This is a genomic window from Shewanella sp. 5_MG-2023 (assembly GCF_030547465.1).
Taxonomy (GTDB): domain Bacteria; phylum Pseudomonadota; class Gammaproteobacteria; order Enterobacterales; family Shewanellaceae; genus Shewanella.
On sequence record NZ_JAUORC010000001.1, the window covers coordinates 66,410 to 82,653 of the forward strand.

Genomic DNA, 16,244 nt, shown 5'->3' on the forward strand with positions numbered 1-16,244 from the left:
CTGTGAGCCAAGTCTTATTTGAACGCACTATGGCGTTTGCCGGAATATTACAAGCTATTGCTCAAGTACAACATATTGCTCGTCATGGTGATTCAGATGAAAGCGCACTTGCTGCAAGTCTGAACACCATCATGGTCACAGATCCTGATTCTATTAGTGATATCTATACCGATAAGCAAGCACTTAATAAAGGTTATCAGCTCATTGAAAACCAATTGGGTGATGGTAATAGCAAGGATGTGGAAACCACCCGCTACCTTGTTGGTATGTTAGCACTGGAGCGCAAACTGGCTCGCTCAGCAAATGGCTTAGGCATGTTAGCTGAACGCATCAACCAAGTGCATCGACAACTACACCATTTTGCGATTACTGATGAACAAATCATCGCCAGTCTTGCCAGTATTTACAGTGATACCATCAGTGAACTGGGACCTAAATTGCAAATTTCTGGGAATCCAGCTTATTTACAACAACCGCAAGTACAACAAAAAATTCGTGCTTTATTGCTAGCAGCGATGCGCAGTGCCGTTTTATGGCGACAACTGGGAGGCAAACGCCGTCACTTAGTTTTTGCCCGTAAAGCCATTGTGGATACCGCTATCAGTAGCCGTAAAAATAATTAACGATTCACCCTACAAATATTCCAACTTACAATAAAAGTTCATCAAGGAGCTTCAAATGGATCTTTCTGCACTGACAGCTATCTCGCCGATAGACGGTCGTTACGGTAGTAAAACCACCTCTCTACGAGGTATTTTCAGCGAATTCGGTTTAACAAAATACCGTGTTCAAGTTGAAATTAACTGGTTAAAACTACTTTCAAGTTGCCCAGAGATTGAAGAAGTTCCGCCATTTAGTGAAGACGCATTAGCGTTACTAGATAGCATTAAGGATAACTTCAGTGAAGAAGACGCTTTGCGCGTTAAAACGATTGAAAGAACCACTAACCATGACGTTAAAGCGGTTGAGTATTTCATCAAAGAACAAATTGCAGATAACGCTGAATTAGTTGCAATCGACGAATTCGTACATTTTGCTTGTACTTCTGAAGATATTAATAACTTATCTCACGCATTAATGCTTAAAGAAGCACGTGAATTAGTATTAGCGCCTCAGTGTCTAGAAATTGTCAATGCGCTTAAGCAATTAGCAAGAGACAACAAATCAGTACCATTGATGTCACGTACACATGGTCAACCGGCTTCGCCTTCTACGCTGGGTAAAGAAATGGCTAACGTTGCCGTTCGTTTAGAACGCCAACTAGACCAAATCAATGCAGTAGAAATCATGGGTAAAATCAATGGCGCTGTGGGTAACTACAATGCTCACCTTTCTGCTTACCCAGAAGTTAACTGGCATGAGCTGTCACAACGCTTTGTGACAAGTTTAGGTATTAACTGGAACGCATACACCACTCAAATTGAGCCCCATGATTACATCGCTGAGTTATTTGATGCTATTGCCCGTTTCAACACCATCTTAATCGATTTCGATCGTGACATTTGGGGCTACATTGCATTAGGTCACTTCAAGCAACGCACTATCGCTGGCGAGATTGGTTCATCAACCATGCCGCACAAAGTTAACCCAATTGATTTTGAAAATTCTGAAGGTAACTTAGGTATTGCTAACGCGTTAATGCAGCATTTAGCCGCAAAGCTTCCTGTATCAAGATGGCAGCGAGATTTAACTGACTCAACAGTATTGCGTAACTTAGGTGTTGGTATGGCGCATTCATTAATTGCTTATCAAGCAACAATGAAAGGCATCAGCAAGCTTGAAGTGAATGAAGCAAACCTTCGCGCTGAGTTAGATAAAAACTGGGAAGTATTAGCAGAGCCAGTACAAACAGTGATGCGTCGCTACGGCATTGAAAAGCCATACGAGAAATTAAAAGAGTTAACCCGTGGTAAGCGTATCGACGGCGATCAACTTGCAGTCTTTATCGATGGTCTAGAGTTACCTGATAACGTTAAAGCTGAACTTAAAACAATGACGCCAGCCAACTACATTGGTCGTGCTGAAGCATTTGTTGACGAGTTAAAATAATCTTCCACTCAATAACAACTATTGATTGTTGAATAAGGATAGGCGGCAGTTCCATAAGGATTGCCGCCTTTTTTAATACTATGTATACATTAAATTTTGATACTGCTGAGTTCATCAGTAAATATTGGCAACAAAAACCTATAGTCATCAAAAATGCCTTTAAGGCATTTGAAGATCCAATATCGGCCGATGAACTTGCAGGCCTAGCCATGGAAGAGGATATCTCTTCTCGCATCGTTAAAACTGAAACCGATGACTGGAAAGTGATTCAAGGGCCGTTTGAAGACTATGACGAACATGGCGATGACAAATGGCAGTTACTTGTGCAAGCGGTAAACCATTGGTATCCGGAGTCTCAACCACTGGTTGAAGCATTCAGATTTTTACCTGATTGGCGTTTTGATGACTTAATGGTATCGTTTGCCACCCCACAAGGCGGCATTGGGCCACATATTGATAATTATGATGTGTTCTTGATCCAAGGAGAAGGGAAACGCCGCTGGAAAGTGGGCCATAATGGCGAACATCAATGCCGTGGGGGAGATCCATCAAGTCCATTAGTCGATGACTTTGAACCCATTATTGATGTGGTGCTCAGCAAAGGCGATATGTTATATATTCCGCCAGGCTACCCTCATTGCGGTGAAACCTTAAGTCTTGCAATGAGTTATTCTATTGGTTTTAGAGCGCCAAGTCAGCAAGAATTATTAACTGAGTTGGCTGATTCGCTGATTGATAACAGTGCTGGCCAACATAGATTTACCTCTAGCGAAGAAGCTGCAAGCCATGGCCTAGTCAGTCAAACTCAGCAGCAAGGGATCATGGATTTACTGGCTCAATTAGCAACTGATCCTGCCCAATACCAAACTATGCTAGGTAAGTTACTCAGCCAAAATCGTTTTGAACTCGATATCAATCCCTTTGAAGCGCCAATTTCAACAACAGATGTTAAGGAAGCCATTGAAGATGGCGCTAACATGCAACGTATTGGCGGCTTAAAGGTATTAAGCCTAGAGGCTGATACCCAAGCGCAGTTGTATATCAATGGTGAAGTGGTTTGCGCCGCAGGGATTGAACAAGACATCATCGCCGAGATCGCCAATAATCACCTACTCACTCAATCGCAGCTTCAAAACTGGCTCAATGATCAGCAAGTCATGACGGTATTAACCCAGCTTATCAATCAAGGTTGGTATTACTTTTCAGAGTAACCGTTAATTAAAGTGACATCTTAGCGCCACACTAATTTTCCTTTAACCAAAAAAAGCACTCATCGAGTGCTTTTTTGGTTTATTAGTTATTCAAATTAATAGATTTTTGCTTGCCCTTCTGGACGGGTTTTAAGGAATTTCAAAAACCACATATATTGCTCAGGGTAAGCTTGAATAACTTGCTCAACCATTTTATTTAAAGCAATGGCTTCGTTATCCTTACCTTGCATATCTTCAGGCTTAACTTGCGGCATCACGGTCAACTTAAACTGGTAAGCTGCTTTGTCGTAACCAATTTTTACCGGTAAAACCTGCGCCTTACCTGCTTGCGCTAAACGCCCTACTACCGGTAAGGTGGCTTTTTCTGTTGCCAGCAATGGAGCAAATACACTTTGCTCAGGACCTAAATCTTCATCTGGTAAATAAAAGAAGCTATTATCTTGCTTTAATTCAGTGATTAGCGCGCGTATGCCCGCCTCTCGCATGTAAACGCGGCCATTCTTACTACTGCGTAGTCGATTACTAAACCAATTGAATAAGCCGTTATTATGAGCTTTGGCCATGGTAACCATAGGCAGTTCGATATTTAAACGCAGCCCGGCATAATCAATCGGCCATACATGGGGCATGATAAAAATAATCGGCTGGCCAGCATCACGCGCGGCTTGCACATGTTCAAAACCTGTAATACTGACTCGACGCCTTAGATGCGCATCTGAGCGAATTAATAATTCAGCTTGAGATACCAAGGTTAAAACAAACATATCGACGTTGGCGTTAATTAACTCATCCACCTCAGTCGCTGACTTCTCAGGAAAACATGTTTGAATATTGATACGCGCAATATTGATGGGTTTTTTCGCATAAGACAGTACCAGCTTGGCTAATAGTCGCGCTATAGGATCTCGCAACCAAGCAGGCATCACCCCAAACATAAATAACACCATAATGGCTAGCCATGTACCCCAATATTTCGGGTGCAATAAAGATAGGGTAAAGCGACGATCGAAATGTTTTGCTTGTCTAGCCAAAAGAAACCTCAAAGATTACATTAACACAGTGAAACAAAGAGCCTAAGGAATTGGCCATAATACCAATTTATCAGCGGGACAACATCTGAATATTGTAAAATTGCTACTTTGAATCTTGCTTAATTTGTTAAAATAAAAAAGCCACTCAATGAGTGGCTTTTTTATTAAACAGTGAAACTACTTCTTTTCAGCATTTGCTTCTTCAACACGTGTTTTGAGTTTTTGTCCCGGACGGAACGTCACTACACGGCGAGCTGAAATAGGAATATCTTCACCAGTTTTTGGGTTCCTTCCCGGTCTTTGGTTTTTATCGCGCAAATCAAAGTTTCCAAAGCCAGATAACTTGACCTGCTCACCACTTTCAAGTGCTTCTCTAATCTCTTCAAAGAAAGACTCAACCATCTCTTTGGCTACACGTTTATTCATGCCAAGTGTTTCGAAAAGATGTTCTGCCATTTCGGCTTTGGTAAGTGCCATACTTTTAATCCCTCAACAATGCGTTGAACTCGCTCTTAAGTGCCGAGACAACTGAATCAACAGTTTCAGTGATGTCTTTTTCTTCAAGTGTACGAGTAATGTCTTGTAATGTAAGTGCGATTGCAAGGCTCTTTTTGCCAGCGTCAACACCTTTACCCCGGTATACATCGAACAAGTTTAAGCCAACCAACTGATTTTCGCCAACTTTTCTTATCAAATCCATAACATTAGTTGCAGAAACTTCTTCGTCTACAACGACTGCAATATCACGTCGATTAGCAGGAAACTTAGATACAGCCTGGGCTAGCGGCAAACTGGCTTGCAGTAAAGCGTCCAGTTCTAACTCAAAAACAATTGTTTTGCCATTAAGGCCAAAAGGCTTCTCCAAACTCGGATGGATAGCACCTATAACACCAATGACTCGATTATTTCTCAATATTTCAGCACATTGCCCTGGATGAAGAGCTGAATGTGTTGCACTTCTAAAAGTAAATTCAGAAGTCGAAACTGTCAAGCCGATTATTGATTCTAAATCGCCTTTTAAATCAAAGAAGTCGACAGTTTTAGATTCCATTGACCAATGTTCATCATTTTGAACACCAGAAATTACTGCACCAATCATCGCTTCTTGTCTAACATCAGAATCTGCTTTGGCATCAGGAACAAAGCGTAAACCGGTTTCAAATAAACGTACGCGACCTTGTTGACGACTTTGGTTATAACCAACAGAAGTTAACAAACCGGTGAACATCGATAAACGCATCGCTGACATTTCAACCGAAATAGGATTCGGTAAAATCATTGCTGGCTCATTTGGATGAACAATGTTTTGTAACTTAGGATCAACAAAGCTATAGGTCACCGCCTCTTGGAAACCGCGCGCCACTAATACACTGCGCACTTTGCTTAATGAAATATTCGCTTCTTTGTGATCAGACATACTTAATGAAGCAACAGGTGCAATATTTGGGATATTGTTATATCCATAAATACGGGCAACCTCTTCGATTAAATCTTCTTCAATGGCCATATCAAAACGATATGTTGCCGTGGTCACATTCCAAGCGTCAGCAGTTACTGCAACAGTAAATCCAAGACGCTCAAGAATTTCTGTTACATCAGTATCAGGAATATGATGACCTAGAATTTTGTCTAACTTGCTGCGACGCAAAGTGATTTGAGCCGGCTTAGGTAAATGCGCTTCAGACACTGCTTCAGCAACAGGACCTGCTTCACCACCACAAATATCAAGTACTAAGCGCGTAGCTCGGTCCATCACTTTATGTTGAAGCTCTGGGTCTACACCACGTTCAAAACGGTGTGATGCATCTGTGTGTAAGCCTAAGCGACGCGATTTACCCATAATGGCTAAAGGCGCAAAGAATGCGCACTCTAATAAAATATCTTGGGTCTTTGCAGTTACGCCTGACGCTTCACCGCCAAATACACCCGCTAAGGCAACGGCTGCTTTATCGTCAGCAATTACTAGGGTGTCACTTGGTACTGTAATTTCGTTACCGTCAAGTAAAGTAAGCTTTTCAACGCCGTCGCTTAAACGCACTTGAATAGCACCATTTAAGGCTGCTAAATCAAACGCATGCATTGGCTGACCATATTCAATCAATACGTAGTTAGTAATATCTACAATGGGATCGATTGAGCGAATACCGCTACGACGTAACTTCTCTTGCATCCATAAAGGCGTTGCTGCCGCTAAGTTTACATTCTTAACCACACGGCCTAAATAACGAGGACAGGCATCTGCTGCAATAACGTTAATTTCAACTTTATCATCGATAGTTGCAGTAACAGGATCCCACGTCGGCTCAGCAACCGCTTGACGGTTTAATACACCAACTTCGCGCGCTAAGCCTGCCATACCTAAACAATCTGCACGGTTAGCGGTTAAATCAACGTCGATGATGGCATCGTTTAGTTGAAGATATTCACGGATATCTTTACCAATCGGCGCATCTGCAGGTAATTCAATAATACCGTCACTTTCGATATCAATACCGATCTCACCGTATGAACACAACATACCAAATGATGGCTGGCCGCGTAGTTTGGCTTTTTTAATTTTAAAATCGCCAGGTAGCACTGCCCCAACCATTGCTACCGCAACTTTTAAGCCTAAACGGCAGTTTGGTGCACCGCAAACGATATCAATTAACTCATCGCCGCCAACATTAATTTTAGTTACGCGTAATTTGTCAGCATCTGGATGCTGACCACACTCAACCACTTCACCAACAATCACACCGCTAAATTCGGCTGCAACGGCATCAATACCGTCAACTTCAAGACCGGCCATTGTGATTTGGTGTGATAATTCTTCACGGCTTACAGATGGGCTAACCCATTCACGAAGCCAAGATTCACTGAATTTCATCTTTATATTGCTCCGTTATTTGAATTGCTTAAGAAAACGTAAATCGTTTTCAAAGAAGGCACGTAAGTCGTTAACACCGTAGCGCAGCATAGTCAAACGCTCAACACCCATACCAAAAGCAAAACCAGAGTATTTTTCTGGGTCGATACCGACACTGCGAAGGACATTAGGGTGCACCATGCCGCAACCTAATACTTCAAGCCACTTACCGTTTTTACCCATAACATCAACTTCAGCTGAAGGCTCAGTAAACGGGAAGTAAGATGGACGGAATCGCACTTCTAAATCTTCTTCGAAAAAGTTACGTAAGAAGTCATGCAAAATGCCTTTCAGCTCTGCAAAGTTAACTTTTTCATCAACTAACAAACCTTCCACTTGGTGGAACATTGGCGTGTGAGTTTGATCGTAGTCGTTACGATAAACACGACCTGGAGAAATGATACGTAAAGGTGGCTTTTCATGCTCCATGGTACGAATTTGTACCCCTGAAGTTTGCGTACGCAACATCACTTTTGGATTGAAATAAAAGGTGTCATGATCAGCACGAGCTGGATGATGCTCAGAAATATTCAAAGCATCGAAGTTATGAAAGTCATCTTCGATTTCAGGACCATGCTTAGTGGTAAAACCAAGCTCGCCAAAGAAAGTTTCAATACGTTCAATCGTACGTGTTACTGGGTGTAAACCGCCCATTTCAAGCGTACGACCTGGTAAGGTTACATCGATTTTATCTGCGATAAGTTGCGCTTCTAATTCAGCAGCCTTTAAGCCTTCAATACGCTCAGAAAGTTGCTTCTGTACCGCTTGCTTAGCTTGGTTGACTGCTTGTCCAAAGGCAGGTTTCTCTGCTGGACTTAAGCTACCCATCATTTTCATCATGTCAGTGATCTTACCTTTCTTACCAAGGTAGTCGACACGGATATCATCCAGTGTCTTTAGATCACTGGCCTTACCTATTACTTCTAAGGCTTGTTCTACGATCTCTGTTAACTGCTGCATTTTCTCATCCACTGCATTTTTGCATATCAAATGCTATTGGGTGCCTGATTATCAGGCGACATAGTAGTCTAGGCACAAAGTCAACTTTATGCCTAAAGCATGGGGGTAAAACAAAAGCTGGAATTTTACGTTAGCTAAACTTAATTTACTAGCATTTATTACGATTTTATTGAGTAAAATGCGGCATTTAAATTAAATCGAATTTATATTTTCGATAGTATAATTTAATACAAATTAACGACCTATTAACTTAAGCGCCATTTATGAGCAGCAAATGCTTATAAGCTAATCAATCACCTTGAGAACCAATGAACATTATTACAACAAGTGATAGTAAATTATTGAATTTTTTACAAATACCAAGGGCTAATACGATAACAAAAAAGCTCACTGGCAATGTTAAATACCAGCGAGCTTTTATGTTACCAACAAACTAAATTCGCAACTTAAACGACAAAATTGTGCAATGGCTAATAAGGCATCACCATTGAGAGCGTCTAGCGGTTTTTTTCTAAACGCGCTAACAAACTTGAAGTATCCCAGCGGTTACCTTTCATGGCTTGTACTTCAGAATAAAATTGATCCACTAAGGCAGTAACTGGTAACTGGCTACCATTACGACGCCCTTCATCTAAAGCAATAGCTAAATCTTTACGCATCCAGTCAATGGCAAAGCCAAAGTCATACTCACCTTGCCACATGGTTTGATAACGATTTTCCATTTGCCAACTTTGGGCTGCACCCTTACTGATAACCTCAACCACTTTTAAACCATCAAGACCTGCACTTTTAGCAAAGTGTAACCCTTCGGCAAGCCCTTGCACCACTCCTGCGATACAGATTTGATTGACCATTTTGGTTAACTGGCCCGCGCCAACCTCCCCTAATAATTCTGCGCAGCGACTATAGGCCTCAATGACCGGTTTTACTTGGTTAAAAACGGCTTCTTTTCCGCCCATCATCACAGTTAACACGCCATTTTCAGCACCGGCTTGACCACCTGATACGGGCGCATCTAGAAACTCAACCTCTTGCTTAGCAAGCACGGCTGCCAGTTCACGAGCAACATCGGCAGATGCGGTGGTGTGATCGACCAAAATTGCACCAGCTTTTATCCCATGAACAATGCCATCTTCCCCTAAAACCACTTGGCGAAGATCGTCATCATTACCCACACAAGTAAACACGATATCTTGCTCTACTGCCGCAAGTTTTGGGGTCAATGCTAACTCACCAGAATATTGCGCTGCCCATTGCTGCGCTTTTGCTGTGGTGCGATTATAAACCGTAACTTGATGCCCTTGGTTAGCCAAATGCCCTGCCATTGGGTATCCCATCACGCCCAAGCCGATAAATGCTACTTTAGCCATATCATTCCTTCGTTCATTATTATTGTGGTTGTTTATTAAAAATAGTGTTGATTGTGCTACAAGCCAAAACGAGTTAGGCTTTATGAGTAAGCGATTGAATTTTGGCTAATACATTGATTACAAAGCCGGTTTTACATGGGCTTCCATTTCAGAGCCAATTTTTTTGCGCATATCCATTAAACGTAATGCTGAATCCCTCAAACGAATATCATCATCTGTTTGGGGGACCCACTCAGGTACTGATGTAGGTTTACCATCATCATCAACTGCGACCATAATCACGATACAATGGGTAGTAAGATGACGTTCAGGCTCTTTAGGGTCACCCGCTTTAACCGCTATACCAAAATGCATGGACGATGTGCCGGTATAAATAACTTTGGCGCTTACTTCAACAATATTGCCCACATGGATAGGCTTTACAAAACGAATACCACCAGCATAAGCGGTAATGCAATATTTACCACTCCAACCTGCAGCACCAGCATATGCAGCTAAATCAATCCATTTCATCACCGCGCCACCATGCACTTTGCCGCCAAAGTTCACATCTGCAGGTTCAGCTAAAAACCTTAAGGTAATTTCTCTTTCTAATCCGGCCATAACGACTCCTAATTCAGCTAATTAATGTCAGTTTACGATAATTAATCAAAGAAATGAGTAAAAATTATGCCTAAATGAAAATATTTGATGAAAGAGTACTTAATTGCTATTTGGTAGTTCAAAAAAATACTGCTGAGTTTCAAAAAACAAAAAAGCACAACTTAAAAAAGTTGTGCTTACTAAAACTGACACTATAAAGGGTTAGCTAATGGGTGGCTCTTGAATTACCACTGAATACATCAAAAACGATAACCTAAATTTAAAGTAAATGAACTTCTTGTTTCACCTTTATTGTACAGCCCTGTCAAATTTAAATGACGACCTATCTGTTTATTAAAACCCACTAAATAAGCCCATTGTTCTAACCCTACACCCACATCAAAAGTAAAGTCTTCACCGGTTCCCAATATATCGCCTAAATTACCAGTCATCGAAGGCTTAAGGCCTTGATATTCTGCGCCGATAAAAATTTGTGCTCGCGACTCAAGGAATTGATAACCAAGCATTGGCTGGATAGTCACAATACCATCTCCCCAATCCTGGCCATCAAGACGAGTTTTAGAGTAAGTTGCAGTAACAGATGCAAAAAATTCTTTATAACCGACAGAAAGCGTTGTCCCCAAACCTGCCAGATCATATTCTAAATGTAGCGGCACTTCGACTCTTCCTGGTGAGCATAAATCAGCGCCCTGACTTTCTAATAAACTGCATGCCAAACTGCCACCGATAACCCCGAGCTTATCTTCAAACACATCTTTAAGTTTTCCAGTATATTGGGCATCAACGACTGCATCCACATTCACCTTGCCCACTAAAGCATATATATTCCAAAACGGTAAAATATTGACATCAGCTCTGAATGAATAACTTTCAGCATTAACAGTGCCAACTGAGCTCGATGGATCAAACCATTCATCCAAATCTACCCCCATAATATTAAAACTATCAAAACCAAAATCCATATCTTGATTTCGATAAGCGACCGAAAAACCAAATGGCAGTGGCACATCAATACCTTGCTGGCGAACTAAATCACTCATTAACGGAAAGAGTCTATCTAAATCGACCTTTTCCTCATGAATGCGCGGATCAGAAACCATTTTTAATGACGCTTCATCAAAAACTAATGCACCATGTTCATCATCATAAAATGCCACGGGCTTGATAGTTGCGTGATAACTTGCTTCTTTGTTACCTTTTTTACCAGTAGCGTGAATCACTTTATTTGCAATGGCTGTGTGTCCGTTAACCAGTGTCATTAAATCAACTTCTTGACGATAATCTTCGACACTAAACGCATCAAAATCAAATGGTTTTGAATTGGTCATGACCATTTTGGTTGCAACACCATTTACTACAGTAAGCTTAACCCGCATAAAACGAAAATAAGCAATATCTTGCGGTAAACCATATTTAGAGTAATTAAAGCTTATTTCTATTTCATTGGCAGATATCTCATCAACAACGACGGAAGACTTATCATAACTTTCCATGTAATTTTTCAAGCGATATTCTGTTTTAGTTATTTGTTCGATAGTTTTTATGACATCCTCATTATCATCTAATTTAGATTGGTCATATTTAATTCTCAGATCAATATTACCGCGAGTATCTGTACTTTGAACCAAAAACACATCTGAACTTTTTACCTTATCGCCGACTTCCAAGGTTCTAACCACACGCTCAACTTGCTGATCACCTAGTGACAGCGAGCTTAAGCCTAATTTCAAAATATCTTCTGAAACGCCGTATTGTTGAAAAACATTTTGCTCCGCTGAATTAATGAGTTGTTTGTTGTTTTTATCTTCAACAAAAATACTTTCCTGCGCATAACTTACGTTTGAGAGTGTTAACAATATGGCTATTGGTATTGCTTTTAGAATACAGCGAGAAGTAGAAAAATGATTAAGTGAACAAAATAGCGTTTGATTCATTAATAGTACCCTTTGAAAGCCAATCTATGGCAAATAAGTTATCGAATCATTTCCTGATTCAAATTTCGGAAAAACATAATGCAAGTTCAGCAAACGTTATTGGCTAACGCGCTTTTTCCGTTCAATGGGAATATTGTATGTGTTTATTTATTAGATATTTAATCGCTATTGATGGATTAAACCCTACATGAATAAAAACCACTACTGAGATAAACAGCAAATCAGCATCAAAATTACCTAAGTAGATAAAATAAAAACGGATCAAAACCAATAGAAGGATTAGGGGGTTAAACTGGAATTATATATAAAAGAATGTAAATTCGAGGCTATTAATGACGCTCAATGCTGTATTGAGCGTCATGAGGAAATCTTATTTCTCTTATTTGAGCATAAATAATTGATTATAGAAACGTGCAACAATCACGGTAATCATTAATATGACCAGTATCAGCAATGGCGTATTAATGTCATAACTAGGCGTTAAATGTAATGCACTCATAGTCATTACCATAAGTAAATTGCCACCTAGCATACGCACTAGCATCATTGCAGGCTTTGGAAAAAGTCCCCAAATGAGGAAAACGTTAATCATATAAAAACCAACTAACTGCCAAAGCTCTGTAAATGCGGGCATTATAAAAATATATTGCAGTAAAAAAAACACTCCCCATAGCAGTGCAGATAATATCACCTGCTTCATTAAAGGAAATGGTAAACTGACTGTTATATTGGCAAAAATTGAACCAAACATAGGGATAAAAATACCACCAGGTAAGGCAAAATATATCCATGCGCCATAACAAGTTGAGGCTATTGCAACCGCCTTTATAACTCTGTTAATTCTCACTTTCAATAAATTTTCTTTTACAGCCTCTTTCGAGTTTTGGGGCTTTATGCTCTCTTGCTTCCAGTAGTTAGCTAAAATTTCAACATCTAACTTTTCGCCATTAATGGCATTATCAAGCATTTTAATTTCTTGGGAAAAATAACCTAACTGTTGCAACTTATCATCATTGGGTTTATCACTGGATAACAACTTGATGGTGGATTTGCTATGCTGCAGAACGTGAGAAAAACCATCGACTATGACAGTCCATTTATCTTTTTCATGTTGAAGTTTATAACTGGAACTCAATGGCATACTGATCAAGTCACTTAATTTATCAATCAGTAATTGTGCATCGACTAATAAGTCTTGAATATTATCATGATGAGCACTTTTTGCAGCCTCGTTAAGCGCGTTATCTATTTTATGAAAAGCATTTAACGCAGAGTCAACGCTGCTAAAGAATAAAGATTCAGTGTTTAAAGGCCAAATAAAACGATAAACAATTGAATAAACTAGCACTCCAAGTAAATTATCTTGTATTCGTAAAACCGCAATATCAAATGAAGCTTCACCATTAAAGCCTCCCATTACCGCAACAATAGTGCACACAGTAAAGCCCATGGTAAATGCATAACCATAACGCAAATTATCAGCAAACCACACGCTAACAGCCAAAAGCAACAGTAAACAACCAATGAATAACATCGGAGTCTGGGCAAAAAAGCTCACCAGAAATAACGCCACACTAATGCCGCAAACTGTACCTATAAGGCGGTTTTTACCTTTGTGTAAGCCATGCCCAAGAGTTTCATTTGAAGCAATGGCAATAACGGTAATAGCAGCCCAATACGGTTTTTCCCATTGAAAAAACAATGCTAAGGCAATTGCTATACCGACAGAGACAGAAACTTTTATCGCTTCCTTAACGGGTAAACTGAGCATACACATTCTCACTCTATAAAATTTAATGCTTCAGAATTTTTACCGATGCCGTCATACCAACTCGCAGCTGAATATCTTCAGGTAACTTATCAAGTTTTATCTTAACTGGAATGCGTTGTGCTAAGCGGATCCACTCGAAATTCGGGTTCACATTAGGTAGTAACGAATTGCCGGTACTGCCATCAGTTTTCGAAATGCCGTAACCAATACTTTGTACTTTACCTTCTAAAGTGACTTGGTCATGCATCATTAATGTGACTTGGGCTTTATTATCAATAGCCACATCTTTTAAATCAGTTTCTTTAAAAAAACCGTCAATCCAAAAGCTGTTTTCATCAATCAAAGCAACAACAGGCGAATTAGCAACGACTTGTGAGCCTACTCGATAATTCAAATTAGTAATATAGCCATCTGTTGGTGCAGTAATTTTAGTGTAAGCTAGATTTAATTTAGCTTCTGCCACTTGGGCTTTTGCCATTAACAAGTTCGCTTGTGCGGTTTCAACTGCATTTTGTAGATTATTAAGGGTTAACACTGACTGAGCACCAGGGGTTAGCTTTTCTAATTCAATAGCACGACTAGACTCGTTCTGAGCCTTACGAACTAATGCTTGTGATTGCTTTTCAGTTGCTACCGCTTTTTGTAAACTGGTTTGGTATAGGCTAGCGTCAATCTCAAAAAGCACATCACCTTTTTGTACATGACTATTATCAATGACATTAACTTTTACAATTTGACCTGTCACTCGTGGGGTTACTTGGATAACATAGGCTCTGACTTGACCGTCTCTTGTCCAAGGATTATCAGTGTAAGTTTGATACTGACTATACAAAACACCTATTGCCGCCGCCATCAGCAACAGGGTAATAAAATAACGTTTAAACATTGGCGTTACCTACTTAAAATATGGAAATAAATTGGCTAATTAAGCCGATAAAAAGAATAACCATAGACAATTCAACTATGGCCGGAGCTGCGACATATTTATGTAAACCAATTTTAGTACCAATAGCGGTAACTACGCCGGTTAATATATATGCCATAGCGGCAACCAGTAATAATGGCGGAAAATACACATCACCGATTACCACTTCATGGGGCATTATGCTCATACGCCTATCACCTAAATAATATTAACTATTTAAAAAACATTGACTTAATGTCTTCTTACTCATTTATGCATATATTTTAATGGCGGCAGAGAAAATCTTGTAATCATCTATGATGGATCTCACCCATCGAAATCTATAAACAATTGTTTTTATGTGTGATAAATTGTGATTTAAGTGACGGTATAACCCCAAATGCATACCACATCGCATTTTTTATTATTTGAAGAGACAACTATGAACTTTAGTTTGGAACAACTTCTTGCCTTTGTAACTGTCTATGAGCAGAAAGCTTTCAGTAAAGCAGCGGTGAAACTGGACAAACATCGTACAACTATTGGCCAAGTCATTAATAACCTTGAAGATCAATTAGCCATTACCCTGTTTGAACGGATCGGTAGAACCGTTGAACCGACTGAAGATGCAGTACTACTTTATAACTATGCCAAACAGGCTATTGAGCAATCCAAAACCTTTGACCAAGTGGCCATGAGCTTGGCATTTGGTGAGCTTAATTCAATTACAATTGGGTATTGCAGTTTTATACCGCAACAAGTGATATCTGAGATTAGAAAACAACTGCTAATTGACAGCCCATCATTAAAAGTTAACTTCCTCGTCAGAACCAAAAATGATATTAAAGTGGGAATACAAGACGGCAGTATTCATTTTGGAATTGTGAATGTATACGAAAGCAAAGTGCTAAACAGCATCGATCATACTTTTTTATGTAACATGTCATTTGCCGCTTTCACCAACAAAGACGCTGACCTAGCAACACTAAACTCTGAAGCAACCTTGGCGAAAATGAAGACTAGCCGTCAGTTTATCTTAAAATCCATGCTTGATGATGATATGAGTAAAAAAATCATTGTCTCCTCCAATTATGAAGTGGTAGATCAACTGACTCTCATCATTAAAATGGTTGAAGAAGGTCTTGGGTGGAGCATTTTCCCATTGTTAATCAATTCCATGGAATATACTGCACACGATCTTATACCGATAGAAATAGAACAAATACAAGACGCATTACAAGTACCTATATCACTTTGGAACCCACACTCAAAACAAGTTATGCCGGCCAAAAAGTCTATCACATCAGCCATAGCTAACTATATAAATAGAGTTAGATCCAAATAATAGCATCATATTTGTATTAGTAGCCTCTGCATTAAGAGGCTTTCATCCCTTTAGTTATCTTCAGCAACTTCAATGCAGGGTTTCATCCTTCAAATGAGATTGTCTATAAAACTGACTGCACTTTATTATGACTGCATAACACCACACTGTATTGATTA

Annotated in this window: 14 protein-coding genes; 4 read left to right on the forward strand and 10 right to left on the reverse strand. The window is 39.8% G+C overall.

What is annotated here, in order from left to right:
* Window positions 1–2 precede the first annotated feature (2 nt).
* The 3 genes from hflD (at window position 3) to Q4557_RS00295 (ending at window position 3,260) form a co-directional block, all read left to right on the forward strand.
* Window positions 3–623, forward strand: a complete 621-nt coding sequence (hflD, locus tag Q4557_RS00285) for a high frequency lysogenization protein HflD (protein ID WP_076536241.1) — start codon at window positions 3–5, stop codon at window positions 621–623.
* A 55-nt stretch (window positions 624–678) separates the two neighbouring features.
* Window positions 679–2,049: an adenylosuccinate lyase gene (purB, locus tag Q4557_RS00290; protein WP_102437878.1), complete on the forward strand. Its 1,371-nt coding sequence runs from the start codon at window positions 679–681 to the stop codon at window positions 2,047–2,049.
* 80 nt (window positions 2,050–2,129) lie between these two features.
* Window positions 2,130–3,260: a cupin domain-containing protein gene (locus Q4557_RS00295; RefSeq protein ID WP_303409929.1), complete on the forward strand. Its 1,131-nt coding sequence runs from the start codon at window positions 2,130–2,132 to the stop codon at window positions 3,258–3,260.
* A 95-nt stretch (window positions 3,261–3,355) separates the two neighbouring features.
* On the opposite strand, the gene lpxM is transcribed toward Q4557_RS00295, so the two are convergent.
* The 10 genes from lpxM to Q4557_RS00345 all read right to left on the reverse strand — a co-directional run bounded on the left by lpxM (window position 3,356) and on the right by Q4557_RS00345 (window position 14,949).
* Window positions 3,356–4,291, reverse strand: coding sequence for a lauroyl-Kdo(2)-lipid IV(A) myristoyltransferase (gene lpxM, locus Q4557_RS00300; protein WP_102437882.1), 936 nt, complete (start codon window positions 4,289–4,291; stop codon window positions 3,356–3,358).
* A 177-nt stretch (window positions 4,292–4,468) separates the two neighbouring features.
* Window positions 4,469–4,768 carry an integration host factor subunit alpha gene (gene ihfA, locus Q4557_RS00305; RefSeq protein WP_102437883.1) on the reverse strand — a complete coding sequence of 100 codons (300 nt, stop codon included), beginning with the start codon at window positions 4,766–4,768 and terminating at the stop codon, window positions 4,469–4,471.
* Between the two features lie 4 nt (window positions 4,769–4,772).
* A complete protein-coding gene (gene pheT / locus Q4557_RS00310; RefSeq protein ID WP_303409931.1) occupies window positions 4,773–7,160 on the reverse strand; it encodes a phenylalanine--tRNA ligase subunit beta in 2,388 nt (795 codons plus the stop codon).
* 15 nt (window positions 7,161–7,175) lie between these two features.
* The gene (gene pheS / locus Q4557_RS00315; RefSeq protein ID WP_076536230.1) at window positions 7,176–8,159 is read right to left on the reverse strand and encodes a phenylalanine--tRNA ligase subunit alpha; all 984 of its coding nucleotides are present in this window, start codon (window positions 8,157–8,159) and stop codon (window positions 7,176–7,178) included.
* Between the two features lie 497 nt (window positions 8,160–8,656).
* Window positions 8,657–9,529 carry an NAD(P)-dependent oxidoreductase gene (locus Q4557_RS00320; protein ID WP_102437887.1) on the reverse strand — a complete coding sequence of 291 codons (873 nt, stop codon included), beginning with the start codon at window positions 9,527–9,529 and terminating at the stop codon, window positions 8,657–8,659.
* A gap of 117 nt (window positions 9,530–9,646) precedes the next feature.
* Entirely contained in the window at window positions 9,647–10,132 is a 486-nt protein-coding gene (locus Q4557_RS00325; protein ID WP_102437889.1) for an acyl-CoA thioesterase, read from the reverse strand.
* Window positions 10,133–10,371: 239 nt separating this feature from the next.
* A complete protein-coding gene (locus Q4557_RS00330; RefSeq protein ID WP_303409935.1) occupies window positions 10,372–12,066 on the reverse strand; it encodes a hypothetical protein in 1,695 nt (564 codons plus the stop codon).
* A gap of 379 nt (window positions 12,067–12,445) precedes the next feature.
* The gene (locus Q4557_RS00335) at window positions 12,446–13,843 is read right to left on the reverse strand and encodes an FUSC family protein (protein WP_102520010.1); all 1,398 of its coding nucleotides are present in this window, start codon (window positions 13,841–13,843) and stop codon (window positions 12,446–12,448) included.
* A gap of 16 nt (window positions 13,844–13,859) precedes the next feature.
* Complete coding sequence (locus Q4557_RS00340; protein ID WP_102437893.1) at window positions 13,860–14,723, reverse strand: HlyD family secretion protein; 864 nt, start codon at window positions 14,721–14,723, stop codon at window positions 13,860–13,862.
* Between the two features lie 13 nt (window positions 14,724–14,736).
* A complete protein-coding gene (locus Q4557_RS00345; RefSeq protein ID WP_102437895.1) occupies window positions 14,737–14,949 on the reverse strand; it encodes a DUF1656 domain-containing protein in 213 nt (70 codons plus the stop codon).
* A 192-nt stretch (window positions 14,950–15,141) separates the two neighbouring features.
* Between Q4557_RS00345 and Q4557_RS00350 the strand changes: the two genes are divergently transcribed.
* Complete coding sequence (locus Q4557_RS00350; protein WP_303409936.1) at window positions 15,142–16,086, forward strand: LysR family transcriptional regulator; 945 nt, start codon at window positions 15,142–15,144, stop codon at window positions 16,084–16,086.
* Window positions 16,087–16,244: the final 158 nt, after the last annotated feature.

Coding starts and splice junctions, on each gene's coding strand:
- Q4557_RS00345 (WP_102437895.1), bottom strand. CDS start 14,949: ATGAGCATAATGCCCCATGAAGTGGTAATCGGTGATGTGTATTTTCCG.
- purB (WP_102437878.1), top strand. CDS start 679: ATGGATCTTTCTGCACTGACAGCTATCTCGCCGATAGACGGTCGTTAC.
- Q4557_RS00350 (WP_303409936.1), top strand. CDS start 15,142: ATGCATACCACATCGCATTTTTTATTATTTGAAGAGACAACTATGAAC.
- Q4557_RS00325 (WP_102437889.1), bottom strand. CDS start 10,132: ATGGCCGGATTAGAAAGAGAAATTACCTTAAGGTTTTTAGCTGAACCT.
- Q4557_RS00330 (WP_303409935.1), bottom strand. CDS start 12,066: ATGAATCAAACGCTATTTTGTTCACTTAATCATTTTTCTACTTCTCGC.
- Q4557_RS00320 (WP_102437887.1), bottom strand. CDS start 9,529: ATGGCTAAAGTAGCATTTATCGGCTTGGGCGTGATGGGATACCCAATG.
- pheT (WP_303409931.1), bottom strand. CDS start 7,160: ATGAAATTCAGTGAATCTTGGCTTCGTGAATGGGTTAGCCCATCTGTA.
- pheS (WP_076536230.1), bottom strand. CDS start 8,159: ATGCAGCAGTTAACAGAGATCGTAGAACAAGCCTTAGAAGTAATAGGT.
- Q4557_RS00295 (WP_303409929.1), top strand. CDS start 2,130: ATGTATACATTAAATTTTGATACTGCTGAGTTCATCAGTAAATATTGG.
- ihfA (WP_102437883.1), bottom strand. CDS start 4,768: ATGGCACTTACCAAAGCCGAAATGGCAGAACATCTTTTCGAAACACTT.
- Q4557_RS00340 (WP_102437893.1), bottom strand. CDS start 14,723: ATGTTTAAACGTTATTTTATTACCCTGTTGCTGATGGCGGCGGCAATA.
- Q4557_RS00335 (WP_102520010.1), bottom strand. CDS start 13,843: ATGTGTATGCTCAGTTTACCCGTTAAGGAAGCGATAAAAGTTTCTGTC.